Source organism: Herbaspirillum sp. WGmk3 (genome assembly GCF_023952535.1).
GTDB classification, from domain to species: domain Bacteria; phylum Pseudomonadota; class Gammaproteobacteria; order Burkholderiales; family Burkholderiaceae_D; genus Herbaspirillum; species Herbaspirillum huttiense.
This window is the reverse complement of sequence record NZ_JAKYWT010000002.1, coordinates 150755-165974: the sequence shown is the minus strand read 5'-3', so window position 1 is coordinate 165974 and position 15220 is coordinate 150755. Positions and strand designations below refer to the sequence as shown.

Here is a 15220-nt window from a genome sequence, read left to right as displayed (position 1 = left end):
CAATCAGACGTGCGTCTGGCCTGCCGTATTACTTCAGCGCAAACCGCGTCGGCACCCGCTGCAGGGCGTCATACAAGGGCCGGCAGGACTCGGCCAGACGCTCCAGACTTGCCTCGCGCAACGCGTCCAGATCCACCGGCGCCGTTCCCGCCAGTCCGGCCCAGGCCAGCAGCGCACCGAAGGCTTGCGGCGTATCGAACATGCCATGCAGGTAGCTGCCCAGGATCTGACCATCTTCCGATTGCGCACCCTCGCCGCGCCCGTCGATCACGAACGCAGGACGCCCCAGCGCCGGGCCGGAGGACACGCCCATGTGGATCTCGTAGCCACTGACCGTTGCAGCCGTCTCTCCGAAGGCACACTGGCCGCTGACCTGCAGCAGTTTCTTCTCACGCGTCAGTTCGGTACGCATGGGCAGCAAGCCGAGGCCGGCACTGCTGCCGGGCGCACCTTCCACACCATGCGGATCGTCCACGCTCTCCCCTAACATCTGGAAGCCGCCACAAATGCCGATGAGCTTGCCGCCATAGCGCAGGTGCCGTGCGATGGCCGTGTCCCAGCCATGTTCCCGCAGCCAGCGCAGGTCGCCGCGCGTGTTCTTGCTGCCGGGCAGGATGATGAGATCGGCGGGCGGCACCGGCTGACCCGGCCCGATGAAACGCAGGTCCACACCGGAATGGGCGCGCAGCGCGTCAAAGTCGGTGTGGTTGCTGATGCGCGGAAAGACCGGCACCACAATGCGGAAATCGCCCTTGCTCTCCTGCGTGGCCGCCACGGCATCCTCGGCATCGAGATGTAGTCCGTGCAGGTAAGGCAGCACCGCCAGCACGGGCTTGCCGGTGCGGGCTTCGAGCCAATCCAGGCCGCCCTGCAAGAGACTGATATCGCCCCGAAAACGATTGATGACGAAGCCGATCACGCGCTCGCGCTCACTCTCGGAAAGGCAATCGAGCGTGCCGGTCAGATGGGCGAAGACGCCGCCCCGGTCGATGTCGGCCACGATGATGACCGGACAATCGACCGCTTCCGCAAAGCCCATGTTGGCGATGTCGCGCGCGCGCAGGTTGATCTCGGCCGGACTGCCCGCGCCCTCCACGATCACGCAGGCATATTGCATGCGCAGGCGCTCGTAGGATTGCAGCACGGCCTGCATGGCTTCGGTCTTGTAGCGGTGATAGTCACGGGCGTTCATATCCGCGCGCACCTTGCCATGCACGATGACCTGAGCGCCGGTATCGCTGGAAGGTTTCAGCAGCACCGGATTCATATCGGTGTGGGGCGCGATGCCTGCGGCCTGCGCCTGCAAGGCCTGGGCCCGTCCGATCTCGCCACCGTCGCTGGTGACGGCGCTGTTCAAGGCCATGTTCTGCGGCTTGAAGGGGGCGACGCCGATGCCATCCTTCTTCAGCAGACGACACAGCGCAGCGGCCAGGGTGCTCTTGCCGGCATCCGACGTGGTGCCCTGAATCATCAAGGTATGAAAGGGAAAATCAGCCACGTTGGCTCCATGTGTTCAAGGCGTCTTGCAGACGCGACCAGCCCGCTTCATCCGGTGGCAGGCCGAGCCGGATGCCACCGGCACCGCGCGTGAAGAGGCGCACCCAGATGCCGGCACGCGCCATCGATTCATGAAACGCCTGCGCCTCGGGCTCAAGCCACCACTGGAACAGCGCCGTACCACTGGCGCGGATGCCGTGCTGCGCAAGCAGCGCATGCAGGCGTTCGCCTTCGGCCAGCAAGGTCTGCAGCGTGGCGGCCTGCCATGGTCGATCACACAGCGCGGCGCTGCCGATCTGCTGGGCCGGGCCGCTGATGGACCAGGGACCGAGCCAGTCGGCCAGCGCCTCCAGCACCGCGGGCGCAGCCCCCACGAAACCCAGCCGCAAACCGGCCAGGCCAAAAAACTTGCCGACCGACCGCAGCACGATCAGGCCAGGCTGGCCGCTGTGGGCGGCCACGCTGTGGCCCTGCACGGTGTCGCCAAAAGCCTCATCCACCACCAGCCAGCCACCGCGTGCGGCCAGCAGCGTCGACCAGCGTAATACATCCTCCGGTGCCGCCATGGCACCGGTCGGGTTGTTGGGATTGCACAGCACCAGCACCTCGCAGCGCGACTCACGGACCGCCTCATCCAGATCGTCATACGGCACCTCCAGCACGGCATGCCCTGCACGCCGCCAGCAGTGGGCGTGTTCGGCATAGATGGGGGCCGCGACCACCACCTGTGCCGGTCGGCCTTGCTGTTGCAGGCGCAGTTGCGGCAATGCCTGTATCGCCGCTTGCGTGCCCGCCACGGCCAGCAGGCGGGGCGCGCCGTAATACGCGCAGGCGGCCTGTTCCAGCGCGTGCGAGGGCTCGGGCAGGCGATGCCATGCATCGGGCGCAGGTGCAGGGGCCGGGTAAGGACGCGGATTGATGCCGGTAGAGAGGTCCAGCCATTCACTGCGCGGACGGCCGTAATGGCGGGCCGCGTCGTTCAGATTACCGCCGTGTTCAAGCATGGTGCGCTCCCGTTCCGACTGCGAGGGTCAGCACTGCCAGTGCGCAGACCACGGCCACCCACAGCGCCGTGGTCATCGCCACCAGACGCCAGGCACGCACGATGTCCGGCCCTTGCGGCGGCAGGCCGCGTCCCAGCGGAGGGCGCTCTTCCACTTCACCGTCGTAGATGGCAGGTCCACCCAGGGCCAGCCCCAGTGCGCCGGCACCGGCCGCCATCACGGGGCCGGCGTTGGGGCTGCTCCAAGCGGGTGCCTGCGCCTTCCAGCAATCCAGCGCTTGGCGGCGCTGGCCCAGCCACGCATAGGAGAACGCGGTCAGGCGGGCGGGCAGCCAGTTGAGGGCATCATCGATGCGGGCGGCAGACCAGCCAAAATACAGGAAACGCGCATTGCGATAGCCCCACATGGCATCCAGCGTATTGGCCAGCCGGAACAACAACGCCCCCGGACCGCCCGCCACCAGAAACCAGAACAAGGTGCCGAAGACGGCATCGTTGCCATTCTCCAGCAGGGATTCAACGCCCGCCTTGGCCAGCTCGCCCTCGCAGGACTCACGCGTATCACGGCTGACGATGTACGAGGTCAGCCGCCGTGCCAGTGGCAGATCGCCTTGCGCCAGCGCCTGCGCAATCGGCAGCGTATGTTCGCGCAGGCTGCGCAGGCCGATGCAGAAATACAGCAGCGCCGCGTGCGCCAGCGCGGCCAGCCATCCCGGCAATACGGCAATGAGCCAGGCGCAAGCCAGCACCGGCGGCAACACCGCCAGGCACCAGGCCAGCACACCGCGCAGACGCAGCGCGGGAGCGTGATTGAGCCTGCCCTCGATGCACTTGGCCAGGTTGCCGAAGCCAACCAGCGGATGCCAGCGCCGCGCCTCGCCCAGCAGCAGGTCCAGCGCGATGCCCACCGCCATCAATGCGGCCAGCGCGGGCCACGACAGCCCGCTCAGCATGGATGGTCCTTGAAGGTCAGCGGCAGGCCGGCCGCCACCCATTGCACGCGTTCGCACAGGGCCGCTACAGCCTGGTTCAGGCGCCCTGCCTCATCGACGAACCAGCGCGAGATCGCCCCCTGCGGCACGATGCCCATGCCCACTTCATTGGAGACCAGGATCACGGTGCCCTGCACTTCCTGCAAGGCGCGCAGGAAATCCGCGCGCTGCTGCGTGAAGGCCAGCGGCGGCGTGATCGGCCCTACCTCCGGATAGTCCACGCCCTCGGCGAAGAGCAGGTTGGCCAGCCAGACGGTGAGGCAGTCGACCAGCACCACGGACTCGGGCCGGCTCAGGCTCCGCAGCGCCTGACCCAATGCCAGCGGTTCTTCCACGGTGCTCCAGTGGCCGCCCAGCGCGCGGCGGCGCTGCTGGTGATGGGCGATGCGTTGCTGCATCTCGGCATCGTCGCGGCTGGCGGCGCGATTGGCGGTGGCCAGATAGACGATCTCCTGCGGACCGGACTGCGCCGCCGCCAGGGCCAGGCGCTCCGCGTGGGCACTCTTGCCGCTGCGGGCGCCGCCGAAGATGAGGCTGCGATGTCGGGTTGAGATTGGGGAAGTCATGCTTGTGATGCTCCTTGCACGGGCCAGCGGTCTTCAAAGACCAGGTCCTCCAAACGTTGGCGGGTCGCCCATTGCTCCTGCTCCAGCATGGGCTTGTCATAGAATGCGGGCACGTGGCCCAGGCACAGTACCGCTACCGGTTCGGCCCCCTCAGGCAGATGCAGCAATTGCGCCAGTGCCGCCGGTTCAAACAGCGATACCCAGCCCATCCCCAGCCCTTCGGCACGGGCGGCCAGCCACATGTTCTGCAGCGCGCAGGACAGCGAGGCCAGGTCCATCTGCGGCAAGGTGCGGCGACCGAAGATATGGGTCTCGCGCTGATCCATCAGTGCGGCGACGAGTACCTCGCCACACTCGCGAATGCCTTCTACCTTCAGGCGCATGAATTCGTCTTCGCGCTGATCCAGTGCGCGGGCAGTGGCGATACGCTCCTGCTCCACCAGGGCATGGATCTGCTGGCGCAGCACCTGGCTGCGGATGCGAATGAAACGCCACGGCTGCATGAAGCCCACACTGGGACCGTGATGGGCCGCCTGCAGCAGGCGTTCCAGCAGTTCAGGCGCGACCGCATCGGGCAGGAAATGGCGCATGTCGCGCCGCTCGCGGATGACACGGTAGACCGCATCGATCTGCGCCTGCGGATAGCGGTGAGAGACGCCCTCGCTCATGAGGCCGCCCCTCCCAGCAGCGCCGCCACCGTGCGCGGCGCCGAACGGAAATAGGCGTGCAGATAGCTGGCGGTGACCTGGCCACGGCGATAGACCACTTCCCCTTCGGAAGAATCAAAGAGACGCTCGCCGCGTGCGATGAATTCCGCCCCGACCACCGCACGCGAATAGTGGAAGGTATGGCAGCGCAGATGCTCGCCGACTGCACCGGGCAGGTTCAGTTGCAAGGTCTGGTAACCGAGTCCCTGCAGGCGCGGCTGCACCGTGGCCTGGCCGGGCAGGATGCCGCACAGCTGGCCGCTGCTGCCGTCACCGGCAATGACCGTCTCCAACAGGAACAGCATGCCGCCGCATTCCGCATAGAGCGGCTTGCCGGCCCCGGCATGCGCGCGCAGGCTGGACTGGGTACGTTGCGCGGCCTGCAGGGCTGGCAGGTGCAGTTCCGGATAACCGCCCGGCAGCCAAACCGCGTCGCACTCCGGGACCGCTTCATCGGCCAGCGGCGAGAAGAAGGTCACGGTGGCCCCCATGAGCGCCAGCAGATCGAGGTTGGCGGGGTAAATGAAGGAAAACGCCAGATCGCGCGCCACGGCGATGGTCTTGCCCTCCAGCAGGCGCGGGAATGCGCGTTCCGGCGGGGGCGTGCCGAAGTCCACTTCCGGAGGCAGATTGGCCAGTGAAGTAGCGGACATTCTTTCGGCCACGGCATCCAGGCGCGCATCCAGATCGGCGATCTCGGGCGCAGCCACCAGGCCCAGGTGGCGCTCCGGCAAGGCGAATTGCATGTCGCGCTGCAAGCCGGTCAGCAGCGGCACCGAAGGACGTGCATTCTGCAAGCCCTGGCGCAGCATCTGCGCATGGCGCGGACTGGCCACGCCATTGGCCAGCACCCCGGCGAACTTCAGCTCGGGACGATAGGCCAGCAAGCCTTGCGCCAGCGCGCCGATGGTCTGGCCCATACCGCGCGCATTGATGACGGCCACGATGGGAATGCCCAGCAACTGCGCCAGGTCGGCACTGCTGGGCTCGCCATCGAAGAGGCCCATCACGCCCTCCACCAGCAACACATCGGATTCGGCGGCGGCCAGTGCCACCTGGCGGCGGCAGTGATCCTCCCCGCCCAGCCACAGATCGAGGTTGGCCACCGGCTGGCCGCTGGCCTGCTGCAGCACCATCGGATCGAGGAAATCCGGTCCGGTCTTGAACACCCGCACCCGCTTGCCCTGTTGCCGGTACAGGCGTGCCAGCGCAGCGGTGATGGTGGTCTTGCCGTGGCCGGAGGCCGGGGCCGAGATGAACAGGGCCGGGCAACGATATTGCGGGGCAGACATCAGAACTCCACGCCTTTCTGCGCCTTCACGCCCTGCTCCTTGTAGGGATGTTTCAGCGGGCGCATCTCGCTGACCAGGTCGGCCTGTTCAATCAGGGCATCCGGCGCATGGCGGCCGGTGACGACGATGTGCAGCATCTCGCGGCGTGCCGCGAAGACACGCAGCACTTCCTCCAGATCGAGGTACTGGTATTTCAGGACGATGTTGAGTTCATCCAGGATCACCATGTCGTAGCTCGGATCCCCGATCATGCGCACGGCCTCGTCCCAGCCGCGCGCGGCGGTGCGCATGTCGGCGTCGCGGTCCTGGGTATCCCAGGTGTAGCCTTCGCCGACGACGTGGAAGTCACAGTTGGCGTGCCCGCCCAGGAAGTCGCGCTCGGCGCTGTAGAGCGCGCCCTTGATGAACTGCACCACGCCCAGCTTCATGCCGTGGCCGAGGATGCGCATGCCCATGCCGAATGCGGCACTGGACTTGCCCTTGCCGGTACCGGTGTTGACGATCAGGAGACCCTTTTCCTTCTGGGCGGCGGCCTTCTTCTTTTCGAAGCCCTCCTTGTGGCGCTGGGTCATGCGCTTGTGCGATTCGGGATCGGTTTTCATGGTGAGGTTCTTTCCTGGTACTGCAACAAATTCAAATCCATTCGGTGCCGGTCAGCGACGACAGCAACTGCGCCACACGCGTGCGACTGGGGTGGTAGCCAATGAAGACCAGTTCCGATCGTCCCGCGCTCTTGCCGCCCTGCGCACCGGCTACGACGGCCCGCGCACGCACGGCTTGCAGCAATTGCGTGCTGCCCTCGGCGGTGGCGATGAAACCCTTGGTGCGCAGGATGGGCTGGTCCAGCGCCACGGCCACCACGGCACGGCGCAGGGACTCCGGCTCCTGCGCTGCCTGGCTGCGCAGCGTAAAGGATTGCCAGCCGGGGTCCTGCTCATGGAAATGCTTGTGGGTGGACAAGCCATGGCTGTGCGCGCCCAGCCCGGAGTGTGCATGGCCATTGAAGCGCCACTGGTCCGCTGCCACGCTGGCGCGTTCGCCCGGCATGCCCACCGGCGTGTAATGGTGATGCACGGTACTGCCTGCCTGGTGCAGGCGCAAGCCGAGTGCGAGACGGATGTCCAGCCTCGCTCCATAGGCCAGCTCCAGGAAACGTACGTTCGGTGCCAATGCGCGCACGGTCTCCTCGGCCTGCAGCAGTGGCGCTTCTTCCATGCCATCGATCTTGTTCAACACCACCACGTCAGCGCATTCCAGCTGTTGGCGGAACAGCTGCGCCGTCGCATCGCGCACGGCGTCACCGCTGGCAAAGGCTTCTTCCAGCAGCAGCGGCGTGTCGACCACGGCCAGCGTGGCATCGAGTACGAAGTGTGGGGCCAGTTCCGGCGATTGCAGCACTTCCATGACGGCACTGGGCAGGGCCAGGCCGGACGTCTCGATGAGCACGTGATCGATCTGTGCCCGCCGTGCGGCCAGGGCCAGCATGGCGGGGACGAAATGTTCATCGTCGCCATAGGCGATGAGGCCATGGGCGAAATCCTGGATCTGCACGTGACCCTGCGCATCCCCTTCGGCACGCAGCAGGTCGCCATCGATGGCGACCTCGCCGAATTCATTGATGAGCAAGGCCAGGCGGCGCGACTGGCGGCGCTGGACCAGGCCGCGCAGCAAAGTGGTCTTGCCGGCACCGAGGAAACCCGTCACCACTGTTACTGGTATCGGCGGCAATGGTGGCGGCAAGGAAGGTAAGACGCTGGCCATCTTCAGCCCCCGGCCAGTGCCGCCAGTTGCGCCTGCAGGGTCGGCACATCATGGGCCACCTGCGGATAGGCCAGCGCTGGCCGGCGCACCGTCAACAGCGGGATGCCCAAGGCGCGCGCCGCCTCCACCTTGGCCCGATAGCCACCGGCCTCGCCCGAATCCTTGGTGACCACGCAGTCGATGCCCCAATCCCGCCACAGCGCTTCATTGAAGGCCTGCGAGAACGGTCCCTGCATGGCGCACAGGTGGGCGCGCGGCAAGCCCAGTTCCAGCGCGCGCTTGATGAAGTCCGGATCGGCGGTGACGCGGGCGAACCATTGCTTGTCGGCCGCACCGGGCGCCTGCACGAAGCTGCCCAGGTCCTTGGAGCCGGTGGCCAGGAAGATGCGGCGGCCCATGGCGATGGCGCGGGTGGCGGCTTCTTCCATGTCGGCGCAGGCGTGCGGATCATCGGTGGCCAGCTCGCTAGCACGTTCGTAGCGCAGATACGGTATCGCCAACTCCTTGGCCAGCGTCATGAGTTGCTGCGACATCTGCACCGCAAACGGATGCGTGGCATCCACCAGCACGCGCGCCTGGCTCTCGCGCAAGGCCTGGCGGCGCGCTTCCACACCCTGGCGGCCAGACCAGACGTGGGCCCCCGGACAATCCTGGCTGGCCAGTTCGCCGCCATAAGCGGTCGCCGTGGAGATCACCACCCGCTCGCCCTGCCCGGCCAGCTCGCGTGCCACCAGATTGCCATCGCTGGTACCCGCAAAGACCCACACCGCCTGCGGCGGCAGTTGCGCCACTTCAGCGGCCTGCGATTCTTCGCTCCAGTCGTTGTAGCCGCGCGGCGTAAAGATCCAGTCGCGCTTGCGCTGGGTAAAGCGGTTGCCGATGACGATCGAGGTCAGCATGTCGAACTGCAGGCCCGGCAATTCATCCAGGCGATGAATGGACACCTGCTGGCCCGGCCGATAGGCGTTGCGCACCACGCCGCACAGGGTGTGCGGGGCCTTGTGTTGCAGCATCAGCTGCAGGATGCTATAGACGCCCTCCTGCCGCCCGGCACTCTGCACGTTGTAGAGCACGCAGGCCAGGTCGGCTTGGGCGATGTGGCTGGCGCGCTGCTCGATCCATGACCACGGGCACAGCAGGTTCGACAGCGACAGCGTGGCGAAGTCATGCGACAGTGGCGACCCCAGCAGCGAAGCGCAGGCATTGGCCGAGGTCACGCCGGGAATGACGTTGACCTCATAGGTATCGTCCTCGCGCATGTCGTCGAAGGCCAGCGCGGCCATGGCGTAGATGCCGATGTCGCCGCTGGAGATGAGCGCCACGCGGCGTCCGGCGCGGGCCTGCTCGATAGCCAGCAAGGCGCGCTCGCGCTCTTGCGTGAGCGGCGGCGTGTGGATTTCCTTGCCCTGGATATGCGATGCGATCCAGCGCAGGTACAACTCGTAGGCGACGATGACCTCGCTGTCGCGCAAGGCCTCGATGGCGCGCGGGACGATCATCTCTTCAAAACCGGGGCCTACGGAGACCAGGTTCAATACGCCTTTTTTCTTGACGGCTTCCATCTGCATACTTTCCATGTTTTACAGCTTGTCTTTGAATGTCCGCCAAGCATCGGCGTCATCCACCACGGCCACGGTCACCCCGTCCAGCGCGGTCTTGCCCAGCAACAGACGGCCACGGGGGCTGGCGATCAAGGCGGCCGGTTCGCAGACGCCGTCCACGCCGACATTCTGGCGCACCCACTCCGAGGGCTTGCCGACCCAGGCACGCTGGGCGATCTGCTCGCGTGCAATCACGCGCAGCGGCAAGTCATGGGTGGCGCAAAAGGCCAGCAGGCCCGGCTCTTGCGCCTTGATGTCGATGGTGGCCACTTCACGCACCTGGGCCAGTGACGCGCCGGGGCACAGCGCCAGCCCCTGCGACACGGCAAGGGCAATCTGCTCCGCCGAGGCCAGCTTGCGGCAACCGATGCCCAGTACCAGCGGCTTGACCGCCTCAGTGGCGGTCGTCACCACCGGCTGCGCCCCCGTCAGTTGCGCCACGCGATAGGCCAGGCCGTTGGCCCCGCCCTCATGTCCGGCCAGCAAGGCGATGGCAAAACGGGCCACCTCATCGACCACCACCAGCGCCGGATCGCTGTGCTTGTCCTGCGGCAGGCCGTCCAGGAAGCGCACGGCAATGCCGGTGGCGCCGATCATGATCCATTGACGATGGCGGCGATAGGCCAGCGCAAACTGCTGCCGCTGCGACAGTCCGCCCTCGGCCTGCAGCCAGGGCTGATACAGCTCGCCGCCCAGCCTGTCCTGCAGGTAAAGAGCCAGCGCCGCCGCCTCGGCACGCACCGGCCACAGGCCGAGTTCAGCCGGGGCGACGGGGGGATTCATGCGGCGTCCTTGTTCTTCTTGACCACGCGGAAGAGGTGCGTGAAGTCCTTGGAGTAGAGACTGGATTCGGCGACCTGTTCCTTGTTCAGGGCGGCACCCACCAGCATCATGGTGGTCAGGTTCCACTCGCCGCGCTTGTTCTCTTCCAGCACCTTGTCGAGCGAGCCCTGATAGATGCGCTGCTCCGGCCATGTCGCACGATAGACCAGTGTCACGGGCGTTTCCGGCGGATAGTGCAGCAGCAGGTCGTTGACGATCTTCTTGAGGTGCGGGCCGGAGAGGAAGATGCACATGGTCGCGCGATGTGCCGCCAGCGAGGCGATCGATTCCGATTCCGGCACCGCCGAAGCACGTCCCGACACCCGCGTCAGGATCACGCTCTGCGACACTTCGGGCTTGGTCAGTTCGGCCGACACGGCCGCTGCGGCAGCGGTGAAGGACGACACGCCCGGCACCACTTCATAGGCAATGCCCAGCGCATCGAGGCGGCGCATCTGTTCGGCCGTGGCGCCATAGATGGCCGGATCGCCCGAATGCAGGCGCACCACGTCGATGCCCTGCTCCTGCGCACGCACGTAGCAGGCTTGCTGCTGCTCCAGATCGAGGGCGGCGGTATCGATGATCTCGGCCTCGGGGTGGCAATGTTCCAGCAAGGCGGTCGGCACCAGCGAACCGGCGTACAGCACCATGCGCACCTGGCCCAGCAGGCGCGCACCGCGCAGGGTGATGAGGTCGGCCGCACCGGGGCCGGCCCCGACGAAATAAACTTTCATGCATTTCCTTTCGAATTCTCTTCGGGCGCGCGATGGCGCTGCGCCTGGGCCGTCTTGCGGATCAGCAGCACGGCGAGATAGCCGCTCGCTTCTGCCGCATCCAGCGCGGTGAGGTCAGTGGCCAGCACTTCGCCTTCCAGACCGATGCGACGGGCGAAGCCGCAGTGCTGCGCAATGCCCATCTCCCGCAGCAAGGCCAGCACCCAGGGCAGGCGCGCGCCGACCTTCATCAGCACGACGATGTCATGGCCTTCGATCTCGGCGCGCAAGGTGGCGGCGTCTTCCGGACAGGGCAGGATCAGCGTGCGCTCCTTGCCCACCCCCAGCGGCCACTCCAGCGCGGCCGCCGCAGCGGCGTAGCTGGTGATGCCGGGCAGCGTCACGCAATCACACCCGGGATACAGGTCACGCACCGCCGCCAGCACATAGCCGTAGGTCGAATAGGTCAGCGCGTCACCGATGGTGAGATACACCACCTGCAGCCCCTCGCGCAGTTGTGCCGCCAGTTGCTGCCCCAGTTGCGCGTAATGTTCCTGCAGGACCTGGCGGTCCGGGTCCATGTTGAATTCGATCTCGCACAAGCGGCTGCGGTCAAACTCCACACCTTCCAGGCATTGCAGGGCCACCGACAAGTCCGCGCCACGCGCACGCGGAATGTAGATCACATCGGCCGAACGCAGCGCAGTGAGCGCCGCCAGCGGCAGATAGCCGGCCGGACCGGGGCCGACACCGATCCCCGTGAGACGTCCGCTCATGCGCCCTCTCCAAGTTGCTGTCCATCCAGATCGAACAGCCGCACCGCGATGCGTTCAACCGCCGGCACGCGCGCCTGGGTGAGCGCCGCAATGCGGGCTTCGATCTCGCACCAGAGGCGGCGCGACAACGCGGCATCCTGCTGGCGCACCAGTTCTATGATTGCTTCCACCGTATTGGCTTCCTTCATCTGCTGCAGCAGGCTGGCGTCAAACCAGACACCCTGCCCTGCCGCGTTCATTTCTTCGGCCACGCGGGCCACGCCCTGCATGGCCATGTTGCTCTTGCTGGAGTGTGTATCCCATACGCCATCCAGCACCTTGGCCAGTTTGCCCGGATGCCCCGCCAGCCACAGCAGCGGCAGCGTGCGTCCCTCTTCGGCCAGCGCCTTTTGCGTGAAGTCCAGCGCATCGCCGAGGAAATTGGCGATCTGCACGCTGCGCTTGTCGGGCAGGCCCAGCGTCTGTGCCACAAAGACACGGCCGATCTTGCCCGGCAGGTAGGCCACCGCATCGCCCGGCCTACAGGCGGCCAAGGCCACGCGGATGTAGACCTCGATGGAGGCGATCCACGAGGCCATCGACATCGGTTCCACAATGCCCGCGGTGCCCAGGATGGAAATGCCGCCGACGATGCCCAGCTTGGGATTGAAAGTCTTGGGCGCAATCGAGAGACCTTCGCGACAGCCGATGGTGAGGTCGAAGCCCCATCCCTGCGCACCGGGCAACAGCTCCGCCAGCACCTCCGCCACGGCCGCCCGCATCATGGCACGCGGCACCGGGTTGATGGCCGGCTCGCCGACGGCTACCCGCAAGCCCGGCATGGTGGCCGTGCCGACGCCCTCTCCGGCGAAGAAGCGGATCTCGCTCCCGGCATTGCGCCGCACCTGCGCCACAATGGTCGCGCCGTGCGTATTGTCGGGATCATCGCCGCCATCCTTGAGCACTTCCGCCTGCGCGGTATCGGCATCGATCATGCTCACCGACTGGATCGGCACACTCAGGTAATGCAGGCCATCGGGCAGGCTCACTTCGGTCTGCTGCACCGTCATGCCCGCCAGCAAGCGATACAAGGCCGCACGCACCGCAGCGGTGGCGCAACTGCCGGTACTGCGTCCGCGCCGCAGGCCATTGGGCGCCAGCACGGACAGGTCGTACTCGGCCCGCTGCAGCTCGCCGTTGGCCTCGTTCACTGCACTCCTTCGCTCTGCGCTTCCTGCGCGACCAGCCAGGCGATGGCATCGATCATCAGTGCATTGACCACGCTGGCCGCCCAGGGCGAGCCGCCGCGCGTGCCGCTGTTGGTGATGCGCGGCACCTGCAGGCAGCGGCGCAGTTCATCCTTGCTCTCGCGCGTGCCGACAAAGCCGACCGGCAAGCCGATCACCAGTTGCGGCCGCCAGCCGTGTTCGCGGATCAGGCGCACCGCCTCGGTGATGGCCGTCGGTGCATCGCCGATAGCCAACACCATGTCGTTGCCAAACTTTTGCCAGGCGCGGCGGATACCGGCGGCCGAACGCGTCATGCCCAGGTTCTGCGCCATCAGGTGCGATTCGGGATCATGCACGCCGCACCAGGTTTCCACGCCCAGCTGTTCCAGCACGGCGCGCTTGAGGCCGGTCTGGACCATGGTCACATCCGTTACTACCCGCTTGGTGCGCAGCAAGGCCTTCATGCCGGCCTGTACGGCACCGGCGGAAAAATAGATTTCATCAGCCACGGCGAAGTCGCCGCTGGTGTGGACCAGGCGCTGCAAGACCGTCAGGTGATCGGGAGGGAAACTGCTCCAGTCGCGTCCGGCCTGGATGATCTCCATGCTTTCCGCTTCGATGGGATGGGGCACGTAAGGGGCCGTGCCTGCCGTGGCCGGCGCCAGCTGCTCGCGCGCGGACAGATCACGCACCTGCAGGTGATGCGCGCGCTGCGGCTCGCCGACCTGCTGCTCGAAGCCGACGATCTGCACCCGGTACTTGCAGAGCGTGCAGTTCATGGCGGCACGGCCTTCAGCGGCATCACGCGCGCGTTCCAGCATCACATCGGCCACGTGCGCATGCACGCCCAGATAGGCCGCTTTGAGCACTTCCACGCCCGGCTCGCGCTGTGCCAGTTCATCGGCAGCGGCGTAGATGCGCTTGACCAGCACGCCATCGAAAAGGAAGAACGGCAACACCACCAGACGCTGCCAGCCTTCGCCAGCGGCCTGGGACAAGCCGTCCCGCACCAGCGGCGTGGCCGTGCCCGAGAAGCAAACCTTGACGCCGCCAAAGCCCATGCCTTCCTGCACCATGCGCGCCAGCTTGGCGATCTCGCCATTGGCGTCCGGATCGGTGGTACCACGGCCGACCAGCACCAGGCAGGCATCCTGGCGATGGATGATTTCTTCCGAACCGGCTTCGGCTTCCACCACGCGCTGCTGCACCAGTTGCAGCAGCAGCGGGTGCAGGTCCATGGGCGCGCCGAAATGGAAATCGACCTGCGGATAATCGCGGGCCAGGGCCAGCAGTTCGGCCGGCATGTCGTTCTTGGCATGGCGCGCGCCCAGCAGCACGCCGGGCACCACCGCCACTTCGGTGGCGCCGTCGGCCACGCAGGCAGCCGCCGCTTCCGAGATCGTGGGGGCCGCAAATTCCAGATAGCCATGGCGCACGATGCGGCCCTCGGCGCGATCCCGCACCAGCGCGACCAGTGCCTCGAATTCCCGCAGGGCATCGGGATCGCGGCTGCCGTGGCCGGCGATCACGACGGCCGATTGGCGCGTGGCGCTCATGCCGGGGCTCCCGCTGCCACCTTCTCCGGCGGCGGTTCAATCTGGCTGTCCATGGGCGTCAAGGTGCGGATGAGCATGATGCTCATGTCGCTGAATTCCTTGTCGGCACAATCGGCGAGCTTGCCGTGCCACTCGGCATCGCCCCGGGTCAGGTTTTCCCAGACTTCCGTGGGATGTTCGGGATTGACGCCCTGTTGCAGCAGATAAGTCGCAATATGACGCGGCATGAAGGAGCGCGCCGCATCCCACGGACAAGGGATGACGATGGCATTGCGTCCATCGTTCAATACGTTCACCAGGTGGCGCTTGAAGGGCTCCAGGTCGCCGCGCCGGTGGAAGGTGATGAAGGTCGTTTCATCAAAGCACACCCGCGCCCTGGAAGCGAGGATCTGCGCCGAGGAAATGCCCGGCAAGGTCTCCACGCGATGGCCGCAGGCACGCTCCACGCGCTCCAGGTACTGGAAACCGCTGAAATGGATATCGCCCATGAAGACCACTACGCAGCGCTTGCCCGCGTGATGCAGGGCGGCGACTTCGTCGAGCTTGGCGACCTGGTCGCGATAACCCATCAGCACGACCTGCGCGCTGGCGGGGATGAGGTCCTTGACCACATCGACCACGGCATTGAAGCCGGCCACCACGTCCGCATTGCGGATCAGTTCCGCGCCGCGCATCGTCAGGTAGGAATGGTCGCCGGGTCCGGCACCGATGCAGATGATCATGTGT

The 15220-nt window shown here is 66.3% G+C and carries 15 protein-coding genes; all 15 read right to left on the bottom strand.

Going from position 1 to position 15220, the window contains the following annotated elements; genetic code table 11:
• Positions 1 to 28: 28 nt before the first annotated feature.
• From MKD49_RS06825 to MKD49_RS06755, 15 genes are read right to left on the bottom strand one after another with little or no spacing between them, the layout of a single operon-like run.
• The gene (locus MKD49_RS06825) at positions 29 to 1498 is read right to left on the bottom strand and encodes a cobyric acid synthase (RefSeq protein ID WP_252695868.1); all 1470 of its coding nucleotides are present in this window, start codon (positions 1496 to 1498) and stop codon (positions 29 to 31) included.
• Positions 1491 to 2501: a threonine-phosphate decarboxylase CobD gene (cobD, locus tag MKD49_RS06820; RefSeq protein WP_252695867.1), complete on the bottom strand. Its 1011-nt coding sequence runs from the start codon at positions 2499 to 2501 to the stop codon at positions 1491 to 1493. The genes MKD49_RS06825 and cobD overlap by 8 nt, the downstream gene beginning before the upstream one ends.
• On the bottom strand, positions 2494 to 3453 hold the full coding sequence (gene cbiB / locus MKD49_RS06815) for an adenosylcobinamide-phosphate synthase CbiB (RefSeq protein WP_252695866.1): 960 nt from the start codon (positions 3451 to 3453) through the stop codon (positions 2494 to 2496). The genes cobD and cbiB overlap by 8 nt, the downstream gene beginning before the upstream one ends.
• Positions 3447 to 4058 carry a bifunctional adenosylcobinamide kinase/adenosylcobinamide-phosphate guanylyltransferase gene (gene cobU / locus MKD49_RS06810; protein ID WP_252695865.1) on the bottom strand — a complete coding sequence of 204 codons (612 nt, stop codon included), beginning with the start codon at positions 4056 to 4058 and terminating at the stop codon, positions 3447 to 3449. Before cobU ends, cbiB begins: the two co-directional genes overlap by 7 nt.
• Entirely contained in the window at positions 4055 to 4726 is a 672-nt protein-coding gene (gene bluB, locus MKD49_RS06805; protein ID WP_252695864.1) for a 5,6-dimethylbenzimidazole synthase, read from the bottom strand. The genes cobU and bluB overlap by 4 nt, the downstream gene beginning before the upstream one ends.
• Complete coding sequence (locus MKD49_RS06800; protein WP_252695863.1) at positions 4723 to 6057, bottom strand: cobyrinate a,c-diamide synthase; 1335 nt, start codon at positions 6055 to 6057, stop codon at positions 4723 to 4725. The genes bluB and MKD49_RS06800 overlap by 4 nt, the downstream gene beginning before the upstream one ends.
• Positions 6057 to 6659, bottom strand: coding sequence for a cob(I)yrinic acid a,c-diamide adenosyltransferase (gene cobO / locus MKD49_RS06795; RefSeq protein WP_252695862.1), 603 nt, complete (start codon positions 6657 to 6659; stop codon positions 6057 to 6059). The genes MKD49_RS06800 and cobO overlap by 1 nt, the downstream gene beginning before the upstream one ends.
• Before the next feature lie 31 nt (positions 6660 to 6690).
• A complete protein-coding gene (locus MKD49_RS06790) occupies positions 6691 to 7818 on the bottom strand; it encodes a GTP-binding protein (RefSeq protein ID WP_209581599.1) in 1128 nt (375 codons plus the stop codon).
• Between the two features lie 2 nt (positions 7819 to 7820).
• The gene (cobJ, locus tag MKD49_RS06785) at positions 7821 to 9380 is read right to left on the bottom strand and encodes a precorrin-3B C(17)-methyltransferase (RefSeq protein WP_252696365.1); all 1560 of its coding nucleotides are present in this window, start codon (positions 9378 to 9380) and stop codon (positions 7821 to 7823) included.
• 18 nt (positions 9381 to 9398) lie between these two features.
• A complete protein-coding gene (locus MKD49_RS06780) occupies positions 9399 to 10202 on the bottom strand; it encodes a cobalamin biosynthesis protein (RefSeq protein ID WP_252695861.1) in 804 nt (267 codons plus the stop codon).
• Positions 10199 to 10975, bottom strand: a complete 777-nt coding sequence (gene cobM / locus MKD49_RS06775; RefSeq protein ID WP_034339136.1) for a precorrin-4 C(11)-methyltransferase — start codon at positions 10973 to 10975, stop codon at positions 10199 to 10201. The genes MKD49_RS06780 and cobM overlap by 4 nt, the downstream gene beginning before the upstream one ends.
• Entirely contained in the window at positions 10972 to 11730 is a 759-nt protein-coding gene (gene cobI, locus MKD49_RS06770) for a precorrin-2 C(20)-methyltransferase (RefSeq protein WP_252695860.1), read from the bottom strand. The genes cobM and cobI overlap by 4 nt, the downstream gene beginning before the upstream one ends.
• Positions 11727 to 12920: a cobalt-precorrin-5B (C(1))-methyltransferase CbiD gene (gene cbiD, locus MKD49_RS06765; RefSeq protein WP_252695859.1), complete on the bottom strand. Its 1194-nt coding sequence runs from the start codon at positions 12918 to 12920 to the stop codon at positions 11727 to 11729. The genes cobI and cbiD overlap by 4 nt, the downstream gene beginning before the upstream one ends.
• Positions 12917 to 14494, bottom strand: a complete 1578-nt coding sequence (locus MKD49_RS06760) for a precorrin-8X methylmutase (RefSeq protein WP_252695858.1) — start codon at positions 14492 to 14494, stop codon at positions 12917 to 12919. The genes cbiD and MKD49_RS06760 overlap by 4 nt, the downstream gene beginning before the upstream one ends.
• Positions 14491 to 15216: a cobalt-precorrin-7 (C(5))-methyltransferase gene (locus MKD49_RS06755; protein WP_252695857.1), complete on the bottom strand. Its 726-nt coding sequence runs from the start codon at positions 15214 to 15216 to the stop codon at positions 14491 to 14493. Before MKD49_RS06755 ends, MKD49_RS06760 begins: the two co-directional genes overlap by 4 nt.
• Positions 15217 to 15220: the final 4 nt, after the last annotated feature.

Coding starts and splice junctions, on each gene's coding strand:
- cobU (WP_252695865.1), bottom strand. CDS start 4,058: ATGACTTCCCCAATCTCAACCCGACATCGCAGCCTCATCTTCGGCGGC.
- MKD49_RS06790 (WP_209581599.1), bottom strand. CDS start 7,818: ATGGCCAGCGTCTTACCTTCCTTGCCGCCACCATTGCCGCCGATACCA.
- cobI (WP_252695860.1), bottom strand. CDS start 11,730: ATGAGCGGACGTCTCACGGGGATCGGTGTCGGCCCCGGTCCGGCCGGC.
- MKD49_RS06760 (WP_252695858.1), bottom strand. CDS start 14,494: ATGAGCGCCACGCGCCAATCGGCCGTCGTGATCGCCGGCCACGGCAGC.
- MKD49_RS06780 (WP_252695861.1), bottom strand. CDS start 10,202: ATGAATCCCCCCGTCGCCCCGGCTGAACTCGGCCTGTGGCCGGTGCGT.
- cobM (WP_034339136.1), bottom strand. CDS start 10,975: ATGAAAGTTTATTTCGTCGGGGCCGGCCCCGGTGCGGCCGACCTCATC.
- MKD49_RS06800 (WP_252695863.1), bottom strand. CDS start 6,057: ATGTCTGCCCCGCAATATCGTTGCCCGGCCCTGTTCATCTCGGCCCCG.
- cobD (WP_252695867.1), bottom strand. CDS start 2,501: ATGCTTGAACACGGCGGTAATCTGAACGACGCGGCCCGCCATTACGGC.
- cobO (WP_252695862.1), bottom strand. CDS start 6,659: ATGAAAACCGATCCCGAATCGCACAAGCGCATGACCCAGCGCCACAAG.
- bluB (WP_252695864.1), bottom strand. CDS start 4,726: ATGAGCGAGGGCGTCTCTCACCGCTATCCGCAGGCGCAGATCGATGCG.
- cbiB (WP_252695866.1), bottom strand. CDS start 3,453: ATGCTGAGCGGGCTGTCGTGGCCCGCGCTGGCCGCATTGATGGCGGTG.
- cobJ (WP_252696365.1), bottom strand. CDS start 9,380: ATGGAAGCCGTCAAGAAAAAAGGCGTATTGAACCTGGTCTCCGTAGGC.
- MKD49_RS06755 (WP_252695857.1), bottom strand. CDS start 15,216: ATGATCATCTGCATCGGTGCCGGACCCGGCGACCATTCCTACCTGACG.